Origin of the sequence: Myxococcus sp. CA051A, from assembly GCF_013336705.1 — a bacterium.
GTDB lineage: Bacteria > Myxococcota > Myxococcia > Myxococcales > Myxococcaceae > Myxococcus > Myxococcus llanfairpwllgwyngyllgogerychwyrndrobwllllantysiliogogogochensis.
On sequence record NZ_JABUMS010000001.1, the window covers coordinates 310407 to 325766 of the forward strand.

The window sequence follows — 15360 nt, forward strand, 5'->3', positions numbered from 1 at the left end:
GGTGCCTCGACGGAGGGCCGGAAGCGATGAGCACACCCAGTGGCGTGGCGGAGGGCCCGGGCATGGTCTCCCCCGGCGCGGGGAATGCCCCCACGCACGCGGGCTCGGAGTTCGAGGACGCGGTGCTCCAGGGCCTCATCCATGGAGGCTCCGCGAGTCCGGTGCCTCTCCCGGGAGACAGGCTGGGAGGCCTGGACGGCCGTCGGTACGAGGTCCTCGGTCTGCTGGGCGGCGGCGGCATGGGGCAGGTGTTTCGCGCGGTGGACCACGAGCTGTGGCGCACGGTGGCGCTGAAGTTCCTCGCCGCGCACCGGGGCCTCGCGACGCCCTCGCTGCTGGCCGCATTGCGCGAGGAGGCGCAGGCGATTGCCCGGCTGGACCACGAGAACATCGTCCGCATCCATGACGTGTCCGCGTGGAACACCGGGACGCTGGCGCAAGGCGAGGAGGTGCCGCTGCGCGTGCCCTTCCTGGTGATGGAGTTCCTGGAGGGCGAATCGCTGCAGCGAATGCTGCGCCGGGAGCGACCCGACTTGCGGCGCACGTTGGACCTGATGACGGACGTGGCCGCGGGGCTCGCGCATGCGCATGAGCGGCGCCTGGTGCATCGCGACCTCAAGCCCGCCAACGTCTTCGTGCTCGCGGATGGCAGGGCGAAGCTGCTCGACTTCGGCCTCGCGCGCTCACCGGCCGGACCCGCCCTGGCGCCCGAAGCCGCGCGCGCGGGGACTCCCGCGTACATGGCTCCGGAGCAGTGGCGGGGAGAGCCTCCGGACGCGAGGGCCGACGTGTGGGCCGCGGGGCTGTTGCTCTACGAGTTGCTCACCGGCGAGCACCCACTGCCGCGCTCGAAGGCCGCCGAGCTGCGCCTGCACATCCCTTCCGCCCAGCCCATGCCCTCGGTGAGCTGGAGATGTCCCGGGTTGCCGGAGGAACTTGTTCGACTGGTGGCCTCGGCGCTGGCCAAGGACCCGGCGGAGCGGCCGGCGAATGGAGGCGAGCTGCTGGAGCGACTGCGCGGCTTGCGTCGACTGCTGGCGCTGGACGTCAACTCGGCCTCGCGCTCGAGCATCTCCGGTCGTCGATTGGTGACGCTGGTGTCGTGCCGGCTCGCGCAGGAGCGCGGTGGAATGGAGCGCCTGGACCCGGAGGATTGCAGCGAGTTGGAGGGCGCCTTCCACCAGGGCTGCACGCGCATCATCCACGAGCACGCGGGCGCGATGACGCTCGCGGTGGGCGCGGAGGTGCTCGCGTGCTTCGGTTTTCCCGTGGCACGCGAGGGGGATTCGGAGCGGGCGGTGCGCGCGGCGCTGCGGCTGCAAGAGGTGCTTCCCGGTGAGCTCGCGGGGCTGGGGCCTCCGGGTGTGGTGGTGAAGGTGGGGCTGCACACGGACCGCGTGGCGTTGGCGGATGCCTCTCCGCTGCTGCACGGCACGGCGCCTCCCATGCAGGGCGAGGCGCCCAAGGTGGCCTCATGGCTGGCCGCACAGGCGGGGCCCGACGCGGTGCTGCTCACCGAGGGCACGCATGCGTTGGTGCGAGGCCGCATCCGCACGCGCTCACTGGGGGCCTGGGCCTTCGAGGGACTGTCGGGCACGTCATGGCTGGACGTGCATGAAGCGCTGGGAGAGCGGCCGGGTGCGAGCCGGTTCGACCGGGCCCTGGTGGTTGGCGCGTTGTCGCCGTTGGTGGGCCGCGAGCGAGAACTCCAGCGGCTCACGACGTGGCGGGCCGATGCGCTGAGTGGACGCGGCGTGGGCGTCCTGGTGCGAGGAGACGCGGGCATCGGCAAGTCGCGACTCGTCCAGGAGCTGCATGACCGGGAGGCACCGGGGACGAGCACCTGGGCGCGTTGTCAGTGTGGTGTGCGGGGAACGGGCAGCGCCTTCCATCCGCTCATCGACTGGTTCCAGCGCTTCCTGGGCTTCGCCCGCGACGACGCTCCCGAGCGCAAGCTCGCGCGTCTGGTGGAGCGTCTGGGCGTGCTGGGCGTGGACGTGGAGCTCTCGTGTCCGCTCGCTTCGTTCTTGTCGCTGCCTGTTCCGGAAGGCTCGCCCTTCCTGCACCTGTCCGGTGAGCGGCAGCGGGCCGCGATGATGAAGGCCCTGGTGGAGGTGTTCCATCACGAGGATGTGCGCAGGCCGGTGGTGCTGGTGGTGGAGGACCTGCACTGGGCGGATCCTTCCACCCTCCAGTTCCTCGGAGTGCTGCTGGAGCGATTGGAGGGGACTCGCCTGTGTGTGCTGCTCACCGCGCGCCCGGGCGTCACGCAGGTGTGGAGCGAGCGCGCGGCGCTTCAGTTCCTGGATGTGGAGCCCCTGCCTCCCGAGGCCACCGCGGCGCTGGTACGCGAGGTCGCGGGCCAGCGCGCCCTGACTCCGAAGACAGTGGCGCGACTGGTGTCACGGACCGACGGAGTCCCCCTCTTCGTCGAGGAGCTGACGCGGGTGGTGGTGGAGCAGGAGGCCGTGCGAGGGGACTCGGGTGAGACGCTCTCCGCGGTGCCCGCGGTGTTGCACGAGCTGCTCCTCGCGCGCCTGGACCAATTGCCTCCCCGGCAGCGCTCCCAGGTGCAGCTCGCGGCCACGCTGGGGCGCGAGTTCAACTACGAGACGCTGCGCGCGGTGTCCTTCCTCCGGGAAGACGAGCTGGAGCCGGAGCTGGAGCGACTGGAAGAGGCGGGACTGCTCTTCCGGCAGGGCCAGCCGCCATGCACCACGTACGCCTTCCGACACGCGCTCATCCAGGAAGCGGCCTACCAGTCGCTCCTGCGCAGCACACGTCAGCGCTACCACGGTCGCGTCGTGCAGGTGCTCTCCGAGCAGTTCCCCGAGGTGGTGGAGGAGCAGCCGGAGCTGGTGGCCCACCACGCCACGCTCGCGGGGCTGACGCGCCAGGCGGCGGAGTTCTGGCGGAGCGCGGGCCAGCTCGCGGGCGCGAAGTCGGCCTTCCCGGAGGCCATCAGCCACTACTCGCGGGCGCTGGGACAACTGGAGCTGTTGCCTCCCTCTCGCGAGCGGGATGAGTTCGACATCGTGCTGCGCGTCGAGCTGGGACAGGCGCTGGTGGCCTCGAAGGGCTTCGGAACGCGCGAGGTGGAGGACGCCTTCACCCGGGCCGCCGCGCTGTGTGACCCATCTCAGTGCATCCCCACGTCGCTCTTCTGGGGACTGTGGAACATCGCGCTGGTGCGAGGGGATGGTGAAGGCATGGACCGCCTCGCGGAGCTCTTCCGCTGCCAGGGAGACGAGCACGCGGACCTGGAGGCACGCGTGGTGCTGCACGGCGCGCTCAACAGCCAGGCGTTCTGGCGCGCGGACTACACGTCGTGTCGAAGCCATGGCCTGGAGGTGAAGGCCCTGCTGGGCCGGGAGGGAGTGGCGGAGCAGCTCGCGCAGATTCGCGGTGGGCGGCTGGGCCATGCCTCCGAGCAGTGCCTGCATGCGCTGATGTACCTGGCGGTGAGCGAGCTGGTGCTGGGGCACACCGACACCGCGCTCGCGACGCAGGCGCAGGCCTTCGCCCTCGCCGAGTCCATGAGCCATCCCTATGCCATCGCCACGGTGTCCGTCTTCGGAGCGATGCTGGCGCTGGAGCGTGGAGACCCGGCGACAATGCTGGAGGTGTCAGGGCGGGCCGTGGGCCTCTGTGTCGAGTACGGCTTTCCGTTGCCCCTGGTGGGGAGCATCTGCCTGCACGGGCTCTCCCTGGCGGTCCTCGGAGACGTGGAGGGCGGCGTCGCGCGTGTCCACGAGGGAATCGCGTTGATGAACTCGCTGGGCGCGACGCTGCTCCAGGGCGCGTGCCTGACGACGCTGGCTCGCGCATACCTCGCGGGAGGGAAGGTCGACGAGGGGCTGGCCGCCTTGAGTCAGGCGCGGGTCCATGTGGAAGGGCGCGTGGCGCGCCATCCCCTGGCGACGTTGTTGCGAGTCCACGGGCAGCTTTTGTTGCTGCGAGGGGACATGGGCGAGGCGCGCGAGTGCTTCCGGCGCTCGCTCGCGGTGGCTCGAGACACGGGCGCGCGACTGCATGAGCTGGGCGCGGCGGTGGAGCTGGCGAGGCTTGCGCGGCACACCGACGAAGCGGCGGAGGCGCGCGTGCTGCTGGAGTCGCTGAAGGAGGTCTTTTCAGGGAGCCAGGCGCTCGCGGATGCCTGGGCCGCGCGTGCGCTGCTGGCGGAGTGGGACTGACGGCTCACGCCGCCGATGACAGCTCGGAGGGCGGGTCGCCGTGGGCGAGACTCCGGGAGACACACTTCAAAAGCTCGGACAGCTCACCGGACTTGCGCAGGAAGACTTCATCCGCGGCGCCAGGTCCACACTCCATGCTGCTGTGGACGATGCGCGGAATGCGGCACAGCCGTTCATCGGTGCGCAGCCTCCCGCAAAGCTCCAGGCCGCTCATTCCCGGCATCATCACGTCGGTGAGGATGAGGTCTGGCTTCAGCGACTGCGCGAGCGACAGGGCCACCTCACCATTCGGCGCGGAAGCGACCTCACAGCCCAGTTCCCCGAGAGCCTCGGTGTAGATTTCGAGGAGGGTCGAATCATCGTCGACGAGGAGGATGAGAGGCATGCGGGTGTCTCGGGGTGAGGCGGCCATGCCGCTGTTCCACTGGGATGGGGACGCGACGACATGGATGTGAATTCATCGGGACTCCGCGTTCGTCACGATGACGGTGCAAGCCATTCCATCCGCTCGGAGGTGTGAAGAATGTCGCCGAAGGAACGAGAGGCGCTGGAGCAGAGGATTCGCGAGCGCTGCACCCTGGAGGACACGGCGGGCGCCGTGGAAGCCGCGGTGGAGGGATATGGCCCGGAGATACGAAGACTCCTGGGGACGTTGTTGCGAGAGCCAGAGCAGGCGCGAGAGGCCTTCAGCATCTTCTGCGAGAGCCTGGTGAGGGACCTGCCAGGCTTTCGTTGGGAGAGTACTTTCAGGACGTGGGCCTATCGCGTGGCGCGGAATGTCGCGTACCGGATGGCCACCGCCTTCTCGCCGGGGCGGGAGCGGGTGGCGAGCCGGGAGATGGTCGACCTCATGCACGTCGAGCGTTCAGGCACGGCACCCTGGCTCCAGACCCCCGTGAAGGACCGCTTCCGTTCCTTGCGCGCGCAGCTGGAGCCGGGAGAGCGCAACCTCCTGCTGCTGCGAGTGGACCGTCGGATGTCCTGGCTCGACGTCGCTCGGGAGTTGGGGGGCACCCAGTCCTCGGAGGGGCTCCAGCGGAAGGCGGCCGTCCTTCGCCAACAGTTCAAGAGCCTGAAGGAGCGGCTGCGTGAGCTGGCGCGGGATGACCGTCTGATTTCCAGCGCGTGACGCCCGGGGCATGAGGGGACGCCGGCCCCCGCCCGCCTGCCCGCCCTGTCGCTGCGCGAACCGGGGCGCGGGCGCACCCTTGAGGGGACTCGGCCCGAGCGGCGCATGGTGCGCGCGAGGCTCGTGGACCGCGGCGAAAGGGGCCTTGTCATGCTCACCGTGGGCGACCTGATGACCCGGGATGTCGTCACGCTGGAAGAGACCGATGACCTGGTTCGCGTGGATGACCTGCTGAAGCTCAACCACATCCGTCACCTGCCGGTGGTGCGCGAGGGACGGCTGGTGGGGTTGGTGAGTCATCGTGACTTGATTCGCGCGTTGGCGCGTCAGCTCGCGACGAATCAGTCGGAGCCCATCTCCGTCGCGCGCATCATGTCGCGGGATGTGGAGATGGTGAGGTCGGACCTGCCCGTGCGGGACGGCATCTACAAGCTCCTGGACCACCGCTTCGGTTGTCTTCCGGTGGTGGACAGGGACAGGCGACTGGTGGGCATCGTCACCGAGGCCGACTTCATGCGCATGGCGGCGCGGCTGCTGGATGCGGCCTCGGCGCGCAGGGATGACTCGGCGGGAGTCTCCGCTCCTTGAACGGGAGGGTGGGCGCATGCATGACGGACACGCCGTCTCAGGTGGTGGTCCGCCCTCCGCGTCGGCGGAAGGCTCGTCGCGACATCACAGCGTATGGGGCTGGCTTCCAGGTGTGGTGCTGCTGGGCGCGTTCATCGCGTTCGTGGTGCTGCGCTTCGGAGAGGAGCGACAGTTTGCCCAGATGCTGAAGCGCGCGCGGCCGGAGTGGCTGCTGGCCGGTGCCGTGCTCCAGGTGCTCTCGTATCTCACGATGGCGGGCTGCTGGCTGGTGACGCTGAGCACGGCGGGGGTGAAGGCGCCGTGGATGCGCACCGCGGGGCTGGCCTTGATGAAGCTCTCCTTCGACCAGTTGGTGCCCACGGCGGGGATTGGTGGCTCGGTGGTGGTGATGAAGGGGCTCCAGAAGGAAGGAGCTCCCCCTCGGGTGGCGACCGCCGCGTTGCTGGTGGACATGGTGTCCTTCTATGCGGCGCATGCGGTGGCCGTGGTCATCTCCATCCTCATCATCTGGTTCCGCGCGCAGCTCCACGCGGCCATCCTGGGGTTGGCCACGGCGTTCGCCGCGCTCGCTTGCGCGGTGCCCTTCGGAATCCTCTGGTTGACGCGGCACGGAGGCTGGCAGCCGCCGCGCTGGGCTCGGCGCATCCCCGGGCTCAGTGGCCTGCTGGAGTCCATCTCCCAGGTCCCGCCCGAGTTGGTGCGCGACAAGTGGCTGCTGGTGCGTGCGAGCGCGTTGCAGTTCGCGACCTTCGTGCTGGATGCGCTCACGCTCTCGTGCATGTTCTTCGCAGTGGGGCACCCGGTGGATTTCCCGGATGTGTTCGCCGCGTTCATGCTGGCGACGCTGGTGATGACCCTGAGCATCATCCCGGGAGGGGTGGGGACGTTCGAGGCCACCGCGGTGGGGACGCTGTCCTCGCTGGGAGTGCCCGTGGAGGTGGGGCTCACGGCGGTGATGTTGCTGCGAGGTTTCACCCTGTGGTTGCCGCTGCCGCTGGGCGTGGTGCTGCTGCGTCGGATGCTCGGGGTTCGGCTGCGTGACGCGATGTCGAGTCCGGGGTCCGAGTCGTCGGCCTCGCCCGTGGTGTCGTCAGAACAGCGGACCGCGTGAGGGGCTGACACGCTTTGGCTTGGCTTTCGCCGCGCGGGACCTGAGGATGCGCGCGCCCGAGCGGGCACCCATCCATGGAAAAACGCACTGACTGGTACGAGCACCCGGAGTACTACGAGGCCATCTTCGGCACGGACACCGTGCGGGAGGCGGATTTCCTCCAGGCGCTCAGCGCGCGTCATGGCACGGGAGGCTCGCAGTGGCTGGAGCCCGCGTGTGGCGCGGGACGGTTGGTGGCCGAGGCCGCCAGTCGCGGCATGAAGGTGGCGGGCTACGACATCTCCGAGGCCATGCTCGCGCATGCGCGCAATCGGCTGACTCCGGCGGAGCGTCGTCGGGTGAAGCTGGCCCCGTCGCGCATGGAGGAGTTCTTCGAGCCCGCGCTGGAGGGGAAGGTGGATGTCGCGCACAACCTCGTCTCCACCTTCCGCTACCTGGACAGCGAGGCGGCGGCGCTCGCGCACTTGAAGGGCACGCGACGGCTGCTCAAGCCCAACGGCATCTATGTGCTCGGCTTCCACCTCACCGACTACTCGCGGAGCGTGCCCGAGCACGAGAGGTGGCTGGGGCGCGTGGGCAAGGACAAGGTCGTCTGCAACACCCACGAGGGGCTGCCGGACCGGCGCGCGCGGCGCTCACCCATGCGCAACCGACTGCGCATCACCGGTCCAGGGAAGGACTGGCTCATCGAGACGACGTGGTTCTTCCGCACGTACGACGCGGCGCAGGCGGGCAAGTTGTTCCGCGATGCGGGGCTGAGCGTGGTGGCCGCGTATGACTTCGACTACGACGTGAGCTCACCCGTGGCACGCGGCAGTCGGCGGCTGGACCGTGTCTTCGTGCTGCGGCCGGATGCAGGCTCGGTGGAGCAGGGGGCTTCCGAGAACGCGCCGGCGCGGAAGGTCGTCGCCGCGGCGAAGAAGCCGGCGCCGAAGGCGACTCCGGAGAAGAAGGTGGCTGCGCCGAGGAAGACCTCCCCGGCGCGGAAGGTCACCGCCGCGGCGAAGAAGCCGGCACCGAAGGTGACTCCGGAGAAGAAGGTGGCTGCGCCGAGGAAGACCTCTCCGGCGCGGAAGGTCGCCGCGACGAAGAAGGTGGCCACTGCGCCGGATGCGACTCCTCCGACGAAGAAGGTGGCCACGGCGCCGGATGCGACTCCTCCGACGAAGAAGCCGGCCCGCCGACGAAGCTGACTCCGAAGCAGGCACTGGCTTCGTCACGGACGAAGCCACCGGAGCAGGCGCTGAAGCCTTGGCGAAACAAGACCCAGCGGAAGGCTGGGTCTGTGTTCAGGCGTCCGCCCCCGCCTTCGCGAGCACGTAGCAGAGCTCACGCAACGCGGCCCGTCGCATGGAGTCCACGTCCGGGAATCCCTCGTCGCGTGCGGCCTGCTGGATGGGGCTTGGAACCATCCGTCCCTGATGCTCCTCGAAGTACCAGGCCCACAGGGCGCCCTCGGTGATGCCCGCGTCCTCCAGGCGTGGCGCTGACAGGCCCGCCTCCGTGAGCACTTGTTCCTTGTCTCGGGCCCTCTGTACCAGCGCGCCGTATTCGCCCGTCAGGCGCAGGTGGTCCGCCAGGTGGCGCAGGACATCCGGCTCGAAGAGGGTCTCCACCCAGCGCACGTGAGACTCGTCGCGCAGCAGGCGAGGGGCATCGTCGACGTACTGCTCCGACTTCCATTGCTCGAAAGTCTCGGGGGTGAGCTGCCGCTCCTGCCGCAACGCCTCTTCCGTCGCGCGAAGCTCCGCCACGCCCGGCTCCCGGCCCAGCCGTCGCGCTTCCTCCACGGCGAGCGCACGCGCCATGCTCGACCGTTGCGCCTCCTTCAGCCCGCCACGCAGTCGCAATTCATCGAGCAGCGCCTCGGACGACACTCCTTCCAGGGGATTCGCCGCGTAGCGCAGCGGCTGTCTGCCCGCGCGCCGCCGTGCCTCTTCCCACGCGTCGGTGTGCTGGAAGGGGAAGCGCGTCTGCTTGGGCGAGAGCCCCGCCTCCATCCGTGCCCGAATCTCGCGCAGCAGCGCCACCGCATCCGCGCGCTTCGCGTCCACACGGCCCCGCGGCAGCCAGGCCTTGAGCGCCTCAAGCTCCGCGCCAGGAAGCCCCTCTTGTGCGGCTCGCGTCAACACCGTGGGCCACACCCGCTCCACGTAGAAGAGGGACTTGGCCAGTTGCTCCAACGCCGCGCGAGTTCTCTCACTCACCACGTCGCCCAACCGAGCCGCCGCCAGCGTGGCGCGGATGTTCACCATCGCCTCGGACAGGGGCCGCCAGTGGTCCTCGGCGCTTGCGTGCGCCACCGCCACCTCGTCATCGTCCTCCAGCACGCCTCGCTGGAAGTCCTCGAAGATGGCGCCGACTCCCTCCATTCCGAAGGACGTCAGCTCCGCGGCACGCAGCGCGCCCATGCTCGCGGCGCCGAAGACGTGGATGCCTTCCGCCAGGGCCCAGAGGATTTCCTTGTGCCACACGGCGGGCACATGCTCGAAGAATCCGTCGATGATGCCGATGGCCACCGGCTTCTCCAACGTGGCCCGGTAGACGTCACCCTGTTGCACGGGAGGCAGGTACACCACGTCCAGCTCCTGGCTCGCCTCCTCGGGGCGCAGCGTGGGGCCCGTGAAGATGAACACCTTCATGTCCCATCCCCTCGCATGGCGCGCAGTGCGCGAGGGCCCGGGACATAGCCTGGTGCTTCATGCGTGGGCTCCAGTCCGGGTACCACCACGCGCACCACGGGCAACCCCAGCTCCGGCTTCGTCAGGTCCACCACGACCACTTGTGTCACTCCCGCCGCGCGCACCTTCGCGAGCACCCATTCGAGGTCCTCTTCGAACGTCTCCGCATCCTGATGCGGAGCGTCCTGGAAGCGGCGCACCGGCACCTCCTCGCGCAGCCGCGTCCGGAGCCGCTCCGCCACCACGCCTTCCCGAGCCTCCTCGTACGCCTTGCGGTGCAGGTCATCCCGCGCCCCGCTGATGCGCGTGAGCCGACTCTGCGCCGCCTCTGTCAGAGCCCGCAGCAGCGCCACGCCCCGCGACGGGTGACAGCCCATGCCGCCCGCCACCGCCACGGGGCGCAAGGGCTCCGACTCCCGGTCGACGATGTAACAGGCGAAGGCGGGCACCCCGACATCGCTCGTTGTCTCCCAGACGCCCACGGCCATGCCCGCGCGCGCATAGGTCTCCAGCACCTCGCGACAGGCCGCGTCGTCCACGGTGCCCAGGTCCAACCGCGTGGCGGCCTGGCTCCGTTCTCCACCCGCGTGCCACAGCGCGGTGGCGTCACGCTCCACCACCTCGCACAACCCATGGAGCGTCGCCTCGAGGACGTGATTCCCCGAGGCCAGCCCGTTGCTGCTCATGAGGAACGCGCCACTCCCGGTGGGAAGTGGCAGCGTGAAGTCGGTGTGCACCATGTCGAACGGCACCCACAGCGGACCTCCGCCGAGCAGGTCCACGCCTTCCACCCAGAGCATGCGCCAGTTGGGATGGAACAGGCTCACCGACAGGCGCGGCAGTCCCGCCACGTCGACCACGGGCGAGCGGAAGCGCAGCTCGTTGTACGTGGCCAGCTTCAGGGGCAGCGAGATGTGCTCGGCATGGTAGCCCTCCACGGACTCCATCACCCCGGACGCCTTCGCCGCCGCGAGCGTGAGGCCCTTGCCCTGGGACACCGCCAGCGAGCGCGCATTGGGCCGCGTCACCATGACGACGGGGATTCCAATCGTGTCCAACCCCGTGACGTTGGCGATGCGGGTGATGCCCAGGACGGGCATGAGGCGTCGCACGCGCTCCAGGGTCTGCTCGGGCGACATCACCCGATGTGTCCCGTGTCGGAACGGCTTGGGCGTCCCGGAGGAGGCGGACGGGGAAGAGGAGTCGAGGGCCGCGGTGCGCATCAAGGCTTGGAGTCGGAGAGGCGGGAGGTGGGCGGGCGGGAGACGGGGTCCTGCTGGCCAGCCTTGAGCCGCATGTCCGGCGAGTAGCTGAGGAGGATGCTGTTGAGGTTGAGCAGGAAGCAGGTGATGGGCTCGGCCCTCCCGCCCACGGGGCTCTCGCTGCTCGTGGCGGGCTTCCGGGGCTCGGGCAGGTTGGCCACCACCGCCTCGTTCTCGAGCAGCGGCTTGAGGGCGCTGCTCAGGCTCTCGCTGTCGAGGGAGATTCTCTCCGCGCTCTGCCACATCTCCGGCTTCACCCAGTAGAGATTCCCATCGGGTGCGTAGATGAGCAGGTCCGACTGGTCCACGATGCACTCCGCGCGAGCCTCGATGGGCGGGAACGTGGAGTCCTTGGGCTTCGGCTGGGCGATGACCCAGGAGTGTTTCTCGCTGGATACCAGGCCGGTGACTTCCACGACGGACGGGTTGGGCTGGGAGATGGCGATGGAGCCATCTCCGGTCTCCACCCGGAAGGTCATCTGGTCCGTCACGTTCTCCAGCTTGTCGGGAGACTGCGTGGGGACGCCCCACACCGAGAGCTTCGTGCTGAAGCCTTCCAGGATGGTCACGCTGTCGGGCTTGAAGAAGAAATACGAGTAAGGGCCTGCCATGCGCACCTCGGGAATGGGCCACGGGCCTTACGCCCGCGACGGGGAAGGAGCACGTCGGTCAATCCGTCACAGATAGCAGAGTCGCAGCGCCGACTCACACGCCTGGCGCAACGTCGCCCGAGCGTCCTCCAGGCGCCGTGCGTCCTGGTGCTCCAGGGCTGTCGACAGCGGCTGGGTGAGCGCGTCGGGGAGCCGCTGTTGATGGTGGGCGAGCAGCGCCCGCGCGTGCTCCAGGGCCTCGGTCAGCCGACCCTGCTCCAGCTCCACGGCGAGCAGGGGCCAGCGCGCCATCCACTGGAAGGGAAACACGAGCGAGAGGGGCTGCCACAGGCGCAGCGCCTCGGTGGCCTCCTCTCGCGAAAGCACGGTATCCCCGGCCCGCGAGGCCACCCACGCCCGGTGGGCATGCGCCGCGCCCTGGTAGTCGGCCATGCCGGAGCGCGTCGCCAGCTCGAGCGTGCGCGCCGTCGTCTCGCTCGCGGCGGACACCTGCCCGCGCAGCCGGAGGATGACGGTGAGATAGCTCAGACACCGCGTCTGCAACGTCACGTCACCCAACCGCTCCGCGCCCTTGAGCGCGTCCTCCATCCACGACTGGGCCTCATCCAGGGCGCCATGGAAGAGCAACACCATGGCGACCACGCACCGGGCTCCCGCGTGCTCCGCGTCCCCCTCTGCCTCCAACGCGGCTTCCGCGTAGGCCCGGGCGTGGGCCACGGTTTCCGTTGATGCTTGATAGCGCTCGCTGCGCAGTTGCATCTGTACCAGCGAGTTGAAGAAGCGCGCGCGTTGCAGCGGCGTGCCGTGGGCCCGCATTACGGGGCGCACGCCTTCCACCAGGGCCCGCATCTCGTCGAGCTGGGCCAGCCAGTAGTGGACGGTGATTCGCTCGCCCTGCAGTTGCACCCATTCATGCCACCAGGCGGCCTCGACCTGGCCCGGGGCGGAGGAGACGCTGTCGGGCATCGGACCCAGCTCGGCTTGAGCCTGGGCATAGACGCGCAGCGCTTCCTCGTTTTGATGGTGCGTCTGCAAGGACTTGCCCACCTTCCGCAGCACGTTGGCGCGATGGACGGGCTGGCTTTGCTCAATCCGTGCCAGGGCCTCCAGGAACGCTTGTCGCGCTTCCTCCTGCCGTCCGGTGAGCGCGAGCACCTCGCCCAGTCCCTCCCAGACGGCGTCCAGGGCCACCGTGCTCGCGTCCGCGGCGGACGCATCCGCGTTCCGGGTGGACGCCGCGGCCTCGCGCACGGCGGACTCGTAGAAGGTGATGGCGTCGCCGTTGGCGTAGGCGGCGCGCGCCGAGTCTCCCGCGCGAGCGAACCACACGCTCGCGCGAGTCGGCACGCCGGCGCGAGACCAGTGGTGGGCCAGTGCCGCGGCCTGGGGCGTGAGTCCCCTCGGTGCCCCCGCCTCGCGCAGCTCCAGGCCCTGGGCGCAGCGGTGGTGCAGCACGCGACGCTGTTCGTCGGCGATGCGCGCGTAGGCGACCTCGCGCAGCTTGTCGTGGACGAAGCGCAGTCGGCCGCCGCCGGACTCCTCGAGGACCTGCCGACGTCGCAGCTCCTCCACCGCCTCCAGTCCCGAGCTCTCCGGCAGCGCGGCGGTGGCGAGCAGCAGCTCACCATCCAGCTCGCGCCCCAGCACCGACGCCACCTCCGCCAGCGCGCGCCCGTCCGCGCCCAGGTCGGACAGCCGGCGCTCGATGAGTTCGGCGATGCTGCCCGGCAGGGGCAGGGGACGGCTGCCCGCGCTGCCTCCCGCTTCGAAGAGCCACTCCCCGGACGGCGCGCGGAAGAGCAGCCCCGCGTCGATGGCGGCGCGCAGATATTCGGCGATGAAGAAGGGGTTGCCGCTCGTCTCGCGCACCAGGGCGTCGACGAAGGGGCCGGGCACCTCGCGCAGCGCCAGCATGCCGCGCACCATCTTCCCCGCGCTGGTGGCGTCCAGCCGGCCCACTTCCACCCGCACCGCGTCCGGCGCGCCCACCACCGCGCGCAGCGCCGCGCCCATCTCGTCCATCCGGTACGTGCCGACGAGCAGCACGGGGCGCGATGCCAGGTGCCGCGCATCCAGCTCCAGGAGGAAGCTCAGCGTCAGCTCGTCAGCCCACTGGAGGTCGTCCAGCACGAGCAGCAACGGCTGCGCTTCCGCGAAGGCCCGGAGCGTCTCGCGCAGCGCGGCCAGCACCCGGGCGCGTGCCTCCGGAGCGGGCAGGGGCGGGGGCTCGGGTTGCTCTGGCTGGCCGGGGAGTTGGATGAGGGAGGGCTCATACGCGGCGAGCACGCGACCGCGCGGGCCGAGCAGGCGCTCCGCTTCGGCGGCGCCGCGCTCGTTGCACCGGTCCGCGACGGCCAGGAGCAGCGGACGCAGTGGGTGCAGGGGCGAGGCATGCAGGTCCGCGCCGCTCATGGCCACCGGGACGCACTCGCCCGTCACCACCGTCATGCGCCGCCAGCCGGCTTCCGACGCCAGCTCCAGCGCCAGCCGCGTCTTGCCCGCGCCGCTCTCTCCGCCCAGGAAGACGCGGCCTCCCTGGCCTCGCGCCGCCGAATCCAGCGCCTCCGTCAGCCGTCCCAGCTCTCCGCCGCGCCCGGCCAGGTCCGGGCGGTACAGGTAGGCCGGCGTCCGGGGCGTGGTGGCGGCGCCTTCCTCGCCTTCCTCCGCGCCGAGCGCCTCCAGCGCGGACGACACATCCTCCGCGTAACCGGGCCGCTCCTGGGGGCGTTTGGCGAGAAGCCGGAGCACCAGCGCGTCCAGCTCCGCGGGCATCCCCTCCACGCGCAGCGACGGAGGAACGGGCGTCAGATGCAGGTGCTGGTGCGGCAGCGGCCCCTCGCGGCCGGGAATGAAGGGGGGCCGTCCGGTGAGCTGCTCGTAGAGCATGCACCCCAGGGCGTAGAGGTCCGCGCGGGCGTCCACGTAGTCACCCCGGAGCTGCTCCGGGGCCATGTACGTGTCGCTCCCCACCACGGCGCCGCTCACCTCCAGCGTCTCCCGTCCCCGCGAGCCTCCGAAGCGCGCGGCGATGCCGAAGTCCACCAGCACCGGCGTCCCATCAGGACGCAGAAAGACGTTCTCCGGCTTCAGATCTCGATGCACCAGGCCGTTGGCGTGGAGGAAGGCCAGGGCCGAGCACAACCTCCGCATCAGGGTGAGCGTTGCGTTCAACTGGGACGCAGCCAGTGCGTCGGAAGAGGGGGCACGAGTCGCCCCACGGAGTGTCTGCCCCCGGAGCAGCTCCATGGCGTACCAGGGCAGTCCGTGTGCCACCCCCTCCGCGACGATGCGTACGACTCCAGGGTGCCTGAGGCGGCGCAACGCATGGATTTCCCGACGGATGCTGGCCAGCGGCACCTCGGTGGCCGCACGCACCGTCTTGACGGCGGCGGCCTCGCCGGTGGCTGGGTTCCACCCTCGGTAGACGACTCCCATGCCTCCCTGGCCGAGCACCTCGAGCAGCTCGTAGGGACCGATTTTCGCTCCCACGCCGGGCAGCTCTGGGAGCATCGCTGGTGCCGTCATAGGGGCTCCGAGCATAGCGACACCCCCTGGCACGTCCCATCTGCGTCGCATCTGGACGCAGCTGCGTTCCACTTGGACGCGGTTTCGGGCCTCCAGAGCCCCCCTCTCCGGTCAACCCCCTGAAAAGACGTGAAACGAGGTGTTGGCATGAACCGCGCATGGTGTTTCCGCGTGGCGTCGCGAGCAACCGGGCGCCCAGCCGTCAGCGAGGTTCGGGAACGCGGAAGGAGGGGCCGCTCCTTCCGCGTTCTTCATCTCCG

10 protein-coding genes are annotated in these 15360 nt (G+C 69.9%); 5 read left to right on the forward strand and 5 right to left on the reverse strand.

From position 1 onward, the window contains the following. The first annotated feature begins 26 nt into the window (after positions 1 to 26). Complete coding sequence (locus HUA74_RS01200) at positions 27 to 4193, forward strand: protein kinase (protein ID WP_174453086.1); 4167 nt, start codon at positions 27 to 29, stop codon at positions 4191 to 4193. A gap of 4 nt (positions 4194 to 4197) precedes the next feature. Here the strand turns inward: HUA74_RS01200 and HUA74_RS01205 are convergent, their stop codons facing one another. Beyond that, positions 4198 to 4578, reverse strand: coding sequence for a PleD family two-component system response regulator (locus tag HUA74_RS01205; protein ID WP_174453087.1), 381 nt, complete (start codon positions 4576 to 4578; stop codon positions 4198 to 4200). 138 nt (positions 4579 to 4716) lie between these two features. Here HUA74_RS01205 and HUA74_RS01210 point away from each other — a divergent pair, with 138 nt between their 5' ends. The 4 genes from HUA74_RS01210 to HUA74_RS01225 all read left to right on the forward strand — a co-directional run bounded on the left by HUA74_RS01210 (position 4717) and on the right by HUA74_RS01225 (position 8214). Further along, positions 4717 to 5322 (forward strand): RNA polymerase sigma factor, encoded by a 606-nt coding sequence (locus tag HUA74_RS01210; protein ID WP_141647888.1) that lies wholly within the window; start codon positions 4717 to 4719, stop codon positions 5320 to 5322. A gap of 150 nt (positions 5323 to 5472) precedes the next feature. Next, on the forward strand, positions 5473 to 5910 hold the full coding sequence (locus HUA74_RS01215; protein WP_174453088.1) for a CBS domain-containing protein: 438 nt from the start codon (positions 5473 to 5475) through the stop codon (positions 5908 to 5910). A gap of 16 nt (positions 5911 to 5926) precedes the next feature. Further along, a complete protein-coding gene (locus tag HUA74_RS01220) occupies positions 5927 to 7021 on the forward strand; it encodes a lysylphosphatidylglycerol synthase transmembrane domain-containing protein (RefSeq protein ID WP_254624860.1) in 1095 nt (364 codons plus the stop codon). A gap of 74 nt (positions 7022 to 7095) precedes the next feature. After that, positions 7096 to 8214 carry a bifunctional 2-polyprenyl-6-hydroxyphenol methylase/3-demethylubiquinol 3-O-methyltransferase UbiG gene (locus HUA74_RS01225; protein WP_254624861.1) on the forward strand — a complete coding sequence of 373 codons (1119 nt, stop codon included), beginning with the start codon at positions 7096 to 7098 and terminating at the stop codon, positions 8212 to 8214. A gap of 96 nt (positions 8215 to 8310) precedes the next feature. On the opposite strand, the gene HUA74_RS01230 is transcribed toward HUA74_RS01225, so the two are convergent. The 4 genes from HUA74_RS01230 to HUA74_RS01245 all read right to left on the reverse strand — a co-directional run bounded on the left by HUA74_RS01230 (position 8311) and on the right by HUA74_RS01245 (position 15100). Next, positions 8311 to 9663, reverse strand: coding sequence for a TfuA-like protein (locus tag HUA74_RS01230; RefSeq protein ID WP_174453090.1), 1353 nt, complete (start codon positions 9661 to 9663; stop codon positions 8311 to 8313). Beyond that, positions 9660 to 10841 carry a YcaO-like family protein gene (locus tag HUA74_RS01235; protein ID WP_305794670.1) on the reverse strand — a complete coding sequence of 394 codons (1182 nt, stop codon included), beginning with the start codon at positions 10839 to 10841 and terminating at the stop codon, positions 9660 to 9662. The genes HUA74_RS01230 and HUA74_RS01235 overlap by 4 nt, the downstream gene beginning before the upstream one ends. Before the next feature lie 83 nt (positions 10842 to 10924). Then, on the reverse strand, positions 10925 to 11575 hold the full coding sequence (locus HUA74_RS01240; protein ID WP_174453092.1) for a hypothetical protein: 651 nt from the start codon (positions 11573 to 11575) through the stop codon (positions 10925 to 10927). Between the two features lie 66 nt (positions 11576 to 11641). Further along, a complete protein-coding gene (locus HUA74_RS01245) occupies positions 11642 to 15100 on the reverse strand; it encodes a serine/threonine-protein kinase PknK (RefSeq protein WP_254624862.1) in 3459 nt (1152 codons plus the stop codon). Positions 15101 to 15360 lie beyond the last annotated feature (260 nt).